5 protein-coding genes and 1 pseudogene are annotated in these 6,380 nt (G+C 64.0%); all 6 read left to right on the forward strand.

Annotated elements, in window-relative coordinates; all coding sequences use genetic code 11:
- Window positions 1-2,271 (forward strand): hypothetical protein (locus ACOVRJ_RS21375; RefSeq protein ID WP_422045839.1); only part of this gene is annotated, 2,271 nt, incomplete at its 5' end.
- Between the two features lie 55 nt (window positions 2,272-2,326).
- Window positions 2,327-3,709 carry a hypothetical protein gene (locus tag ACOVRJ_RS21380; RefSeq protein ID WP_422045840.1) on the forward strand — a complete coding sequence of 461 codons (1,383 nt, stop codon included), beginning with the start codon at window positions 2,327-2,329 and terminating at the stop codon, window positions 3,707-3,709.
- A 44-nt stretch (window positions 3,710-3,753) separates the two neighbouring features.
- Complete coding sequence (locus ACOVRJ_RS21385) at window positions 3,754-4,290, forward strand: hypothetical protein (RefSeq protein WP_422045841.1); 537 nt, start codon at window positions 3,754-3,756, stop codon at window positions 4,288-4,290.
- A gap of 3 nt (window positions 4,291-4,293) precedes the next feature.
- Window positions 4,294-5,325 (forward strand): hypothetical protein, encoded by a 1,032-nt coding sequence (locus ACOVRJ_RS21390; protein WP_422045842.1) that lies wholly within the window; start codon window positions 4,294-4,296, stop codon window positions 5,323-5,325.
- Window positions 5,325-5,768, forward strand: coding sequence for a hypothetical protein (locus ACOVRJ_RS21395; RefSeq protein ID WP_422045843.1), 444 nt, complete (start codon window positions 5,325-5,327; stop codon window positions 5,766-5,768). The genes ACOVRJ_RS21390 and ACOVRJ_RS21395 overlap by 1 nt, the downstream gene beginning before the upstream one ends.
- Window positions 5,765-6,380: pseudogene (locus ACOVRJ_RS21400) on the forward strand (hypothetical protein); the annotation flags it as partial. The gene ACOVRJ_RS21395 and the pseudogene ACOVRJ_RS21400, both read left to right, overlap by 4 nt.

Genomic DNA, 6,380 nt, shown 5'->3' on the forward strand with positions numbered 1-6,380 from the left:
GCGCCAATCAGCACGACCGCGCAGGCCGCCTCGGTGCAAGCCTTGGCGTCAGGGGATGGGATGCGCGTGGTGGTCGGCGGCAGTCTGGCCGACACCATCCTGATCGGCAACAACACCACGCTGTGGCTCCCGCCTGGCGCCACGCTGACCAGCGCGGGCACGGTGCAACACACGCTGATTCGCACCGGCAACGCGGAATTCACCTCTGACGCCACGGCCATCCCCGGCGTGACCATCTACTGTGCTGACGAAGCGACCACCAGCGGCGCTGGCACGCTGCGCTACACGCACGCCACGACCTCGCTGGCCTGGCTTGCGCCCGGCGCTGCTGCCTACGGCTCCGAGGTCAACATCAGCGGCGTGACCAACGCGGCCACCGTCGCCATCTTCGAGGTGCCTGGGGCTTCTGCCGGTCAGTCGATTTACGTCTACGTCGCGCCTGCAACCCGCAGCGGCGTTATCAGCCGCACCGTGCGTGTCGAGGCCGTGACCGGCGCCCGCCCGATGACCTGGACCCGCGCCAGCAACGTCCGAACCGTGACCGAGACGGCCCACGGGCGGCGCGTGGGCGATTTCGTCATCAACTTCGGGCCATCCGGCGATGTGTCCCACGGCTTCATCGCTGCGGTCACTGCCAACACCTACACGCTCCCCGACACCGGCACGGACCAAGGCACGGCGCAGGTTGGCCGCGCCTACGGTGTGCGCAACATCACCATTTTGGGCAACGGCGCCACGCTGGACTACAACAAATCCGGCTTGGCGACCGCGCTCATGTCCAACCTGCACGCCGTGATCCTGAACGCTTGCAGCGACGTGCTGGTGGACCGTTTGCAGGTCAACAACACCACGAAGTACGCGTGCTTGGTGACTGGCTTCAAGAACTTCGTGGCGCGCGGCTTTTCGACATTCCGGGCAGTCAGCAGTGACACCAGCGGCAATAGCGATGTGGTCCACCCGCTAGGCCCAGGTCGCGGCTTTGTGGCCGAGAACACCCGCGCGCAGGGCGGCGACAACATCATCGGAGTCGGCTGTTCGGACTACTACGACTATGTGCTGAACTGCCCTCAGTACGGCGACCTCTCGCTGATCGGCGGTCGAGTCACCGATTCGTGGTGCGAGGACACCGACGAGCACCCTGTGCGCTTCTACAACGCCAACGGGTCGAACGTCATCCGCAATTGGGTTGTGGATGGGGTGTATGGCACCTACTCGACAGGCGCCGACGCCTGCGTGGCCATCATCATGGACACCATGAGCGGCGGCATGGTGGACTCGGGCGCCACGAACGTTGACGGCTTGACGGTCATCAGCCCCGATGCAGTGCGAGCTGACGGCAGCGCAAGCTATGGCTTCATCAATCGCGGCGCTGGTACGCGGCGGAACATTGAGCTGCTGCGCGTGCGCCCTCGCATCGGCACGCCTACCGTGCGCGCCACTTGTTGGGTTGAGGGCGGCTCCAGCATTTCCGACCTGACTGCCGAGTTCGAGGCGGGTGACTTCTCGGGCTACCTGGTTGGTTTGACCGGCACCGCGTCAGTCGGGCGCTTGTCGGTGCGTGCTGCCGGCCTGCTGAACGGCAACAACGAGCTGGGCGGCACTCAGCGGCCTGTGGTGGTGGCGCTCGACTCCAGCACCTCCGTCATCACGCGCTTGGATGTGCAGGGTCTCGAACTGGACGACAGTTCCAGCACCGGCACCAAGATTTGCGGCGTGCTCAACAACGGCACGATCGGCGAGGCGCTGCTGTCAGACATCCGCATGCTGGATGGCGATGCGCTGTATCGCCACACGACGACTGCGGCAGCGGGCCAGGTCCTGCGGCTGCGCAACATCAACGCCAACGCAGACCATGTGGCCTTCTATGACGGCGGCGCCCCGGCGCAGGTGGACCTCAGCACGGTGTGGCACAACAAGGTCGCCAACGCGCTGTTTTCAGTCAACGACCCGACGGGGCGAGACATGCGTGTGCGCGTCGTCAACTGCCGCGCCGGCAACCGCATGTTGCGAAACCTGCAAGGCGGCCACACCTGGCGCATCAGCGGCTACGGCAACGAGCCAGGCGGCGGCGCGGCCATCGTGACCGATGCGGGCACGCCATCGTGGCGCCTCGATGGCGATTGGGACTTGGTGACGGACGGCGCTCTTTTGGATGCCACGGCCACCAACCATCGGGCCGGCGCCAAGTTCTACAACTCGAATGCCGCATTCGGCGCCGGCATCGGCGGCTATGTGCGCGGGGCCACGGCCTGGGTCCGCGTGGCCGCCTGAATCCCATCCCCTGCCGGTACACACACCGCCCTAGAGGCGGTTTTTTTACGCCCAAATGATCCCATTCGTCGGCCCGTCCTACACGCTAGCCAACCGCAAGGCCAGCGTACAGCGCACGGTGAACATGTACCTGCTTGGCTTGGAAACGCCCAGCAAGGCGCCGTTCATCTTGCAGACCGTGCCCGGTCTGTCCGTGTTCGCTGCTATGGGTGCGCCTGTGCGTGGCTTGTTCCAGGCTGCAAACCGCTGCTTTTGCGTGGCTGGTTCGGTGCTGTACGAGCTGAGCGCTTCGGGTGTCGCAACGTCGCGCGGCACGCTGAATACCAGCACCGGCCCGGTTGACTTCGCGTGGGGCCTGACTCAACTGGCGATCGTTGACGGGCCCAACGGCTACACGCTGAACCTGAACACCAACACCTTCGGCGTTATCACTGCTGAAGGCTGGCTGGGCTCCCATCGTGTGGCCTACCTCGACGGCTATTTCATCTTCACCGACCCCGATACGCAAGTCTTTTACCTGTCGGCCATTGACGATGCGACCACACTCGACGCTCTGGCTTTTGCATCAGCCGAAAGCACCCCGGATGACGTTGTGGCGCATCTGGTCGATCATCGGGAGCTGTGGCTGCTCGGGGAGACGACCACAGAAGTTTGGTTCAACTCGGGCGCGGCTGATTTCCCCTTTGCCCGCAATAACGGTGCATCTGTCGAAGTAGGCTGCGCCGCCAAGCACAGCGCGCAGAAGATCGACTCCGGCCTGATGTGGGTGGGCCGTGACCGCAACGGCTCGGGCATGGTGTACCGCTCCAACGGCTACCAAGCCGTGCGGGTGTCGTCCGTGGCCGTGGAAGAGGCTTTGCAGGGCTCTGCGGACCTCAGCGCGGCTCGTGCGTGGGTGTACCAGCAGAACGGGCAGACCTTCTACGTTTTGACCGCTCCCGGCCTGTCCTCGTCGTGGGTCTACGAGGTGTCAACCGGCACTTGGCACGAACGGGCCGAACTGGTGGCGGTTGACTTCGCCCAATGGCGCGGGACTTGCCACGCATACGTGCACGGCAAGCACCTTGTGGGCGATGACGCGGGCAACGTGTACGAAATGGCCTCGCGGTTCAACTCGTTCGCGGGAAGTGTCATCCGCCGAACCCGCATCAGCCCGAACCAAGCCACCCCGGCGCGTGATCGGCAGTTCTTTGGCGAGTTCGTCATGGACTGCACCACGGGCGGGGCTGCTCAGGGCACAGAGCCTGTTGTCGAACTGTCGTGGTCTGACGATGGCGGATACCGCTGGGGCAACCCTGTGCAACGGTCTGTCGGTGCCGTGGGTGAGTTCTTGCCCCGCGTGATCTGGCATCGGCTTGGCAACGCACGGGACCGCGTGTGGCGCGTTGACTTCACCGACGCATCGCCGTTTTCCATCATTAGCGCAGAGGCCCGATGAGCATTCCAGCGGCCACCAAAAACGCGATGTTGTCTGCTCTTGCGGTGGACAAGGTGAGCCTGCACACGGGCTTCCCCGGCTCCATCGGCTCCAACGAAGTGGCGGGCGGCAGCTACGCCCAGCAGACGGTGACGTTCTCCAGCCCCGCTGGTGGCGTCAAGGCCATGACTTCAGCCGTGACGTTCTCCGGCCTGCCGATCTGCACGATTCGGTGGGTCGGCTTTTGGGCTGGCACGACCTTCATTGCCTGCGCTCCAAACGGTGGCGCTGTGCCCAAGAACTTCATCGCGGTGCCTTCTTCCGACCTGCTTTACAGCGCCTCGCATGGGTTCGCTGACGGTCAAAAGGTGGTGCTGTTCTCTGGCACGCCGCCCGGTGGTCTGACGGAAGGGCAGGTCTATTTCGTCCGCGACTCGCTCACGGACTCTTTCAAGCTGGCCGCTACTTTGGGTGGCGAAGCCGTCAACTTGACCAGTGCTGCCAGTGCTGGTTGCTGGCTCTCCGCGATCACGGAAGACGTGTATGGCGTGGCCGGCGCATCCCATCAACTTTCGGCGGCGTCTCTCGTCGTCCCGGACTAAAGCATGGCCGACAATACGACCCTGAACATCGGCGCTGGTGGCGACGTGATTGCCACCGATGACATTGGCGGCGTCAAGTTCCAGCGCATCAAGCTGATCCACGGCGCTGACGGCACCAACGATGGCGACGTTTCAAACGCCAACCCGTTGCCGACCAATATGCAAGAGGTCGGCGGGGCTGCTTTGACGCTGGGTGCCAAGGCAACGAGCGCATCTATCCCGGTGGCTCTGCCGTTGGATACGGTGGTCGGCTCGTCTGCGGCTATCGCCACGCTGAACACTGATCTGCTGACCGGAAACGCGAGCGGCTGGTATGACGCATCGCAGTTTCACTCGGTGTCTGTGCAGATCATCGGCGGTGCTGGCATCAGCGCGGGCGCCATCTTCTTCGAGCAGACCAACGACACCAGCGCAGCCGCAGCTGGCAACGTTTGGCCGGTCGAAGAAGACACGACCCTGACGCCCACGCCTCAGATCGCCGCCATCACCATCGCGGCATCCACCACCCGCATGTTCCGTAGTGCCGTGACGGCGCGATATGTCCGCGTGCGCGTGTCTACCGGCTTCACTGGCGGCACGGTGCAGGCTGTGGCGGTGTTCAGCCAAGTGCCTTACTCGCGCATGGTGCAGACCGTCGCGCAGGCCACGGCGGGCAACATGAACGTCACGGTTGCGGGCACCGTCACCACGACGCTTGGCAACCCGACCAACGCCAGCATCATCAACAGTGCGGCCAGCACGAACGGCACGGTCATCAAGGGCAGCGCGGGCAACCTGTACGGCATCACGGCCAGCAACAACGGCGCGGGCGTGGCTTGGGTCAAGCTGCACAACTCCACCACCGTAACCGTGGGCTCTACCGCTGTGGCGCAATGGTTCGCGGTGCCTGCTGGCGGCTCCATCCAGTACGACTGGGGGCCGCTTGGTGCGCGCTTCTCCACCGGCATCTGTCTGAGCATCACCGGGGCTGTTGGTGACACCGACACCACCGCCGTTGCTGCTGGTCAGGTCAAGGTCATCACGAGCTTCATCTAATGCTGCTCTTTTCGGGCCTAACTGGCGTCGGTGCGGGGTCCACCGAGGCCACCGTTTACCTGCCGGTGCGGTTCGTGTCGGGGGCTTTGACCACCAGCGGCGTTCAAAGCAGTTCGGCCATCCGCTCGTTTCTGCCGGGCGCGCGTGAAAAGGTGGTTGATTCGCAGGGGCTGATGAATCCGGTTTGGTATCGGTTCTTCGACCAGTTCGTGAACGTCTTTGCTGGTGGCGTGGGGACGTTGACCCTCTCCGACTTGGTAAGCGCAGTCAACAGCGCACAAGCCCAGGCCACGACCGCCGCCACGCAAAGCCAAACCATTGCCACGCAGGGCCAAGCCAATGCCGAAGCCCTGGCCGCTTCTATTCAGGTGTTGCAGGCCGCATCCCTTGCAGGCGCGAACCAAATCCCGCCCGTGCTGCTGACTAACGAGGAATTTCCATGACGACAATCATTGACCCCCACACTGGGCAGCCTGTGCAATGGAATGGGCTGGTGGACTACAACCAAGTCCGCGGCTACGAACAACTGCTTCAGGGGGCAGGGCTTTGGGACGACTCTTGGGTCAACTCCCAAGACTGGATGAACATGGACCGCGCCTCTCAGGTCGCGGCCAATGACCAGTTCGACGCCAGCTCCCTCGGTGCGCTGGGCGGCTATCAGGTCGGATCCTCGCGCAACGGCTACACCGTCACCGACTACCTGATTGACCCGCAGGGGAACATTGTCGGTCAGCGTGACCGCTACGACCAAGGCGACTCTTTCCACTCCGACGATTACGCAAAGATGGCGGCGGTTATCGCTGCTGGTCTTGGCACGGCATACACGATGGGCGACCTTGCGCTAGTAGGGTCTGCCGCTGCTGGCGGCGGGACCGCTGGGGCCGCTGGGGCAACTTCTGCTGGCGCTGGCGGCGCGACTGCCGGGACAGCCGGCGCGACTGCTGGCACTACTGCTGCAACCGGCGCGGGTGAAGTGCTGGGGTCTTGGGGCGGGTGGAATGTTGACCCGTCCATGTTGGGGAGCGCAATGTCTACTGGCGGTGGCGATCTGAATA

The sequence above is a fragment of the Roseateles sp. genome, assembly GCF_049240545.1.
Classification (GTDB): Bacteria; Pseudomonadota; Gammaproteobacteria; order Burkholderiales; family Burkholderiaceae_C; genus Paucibacter_A.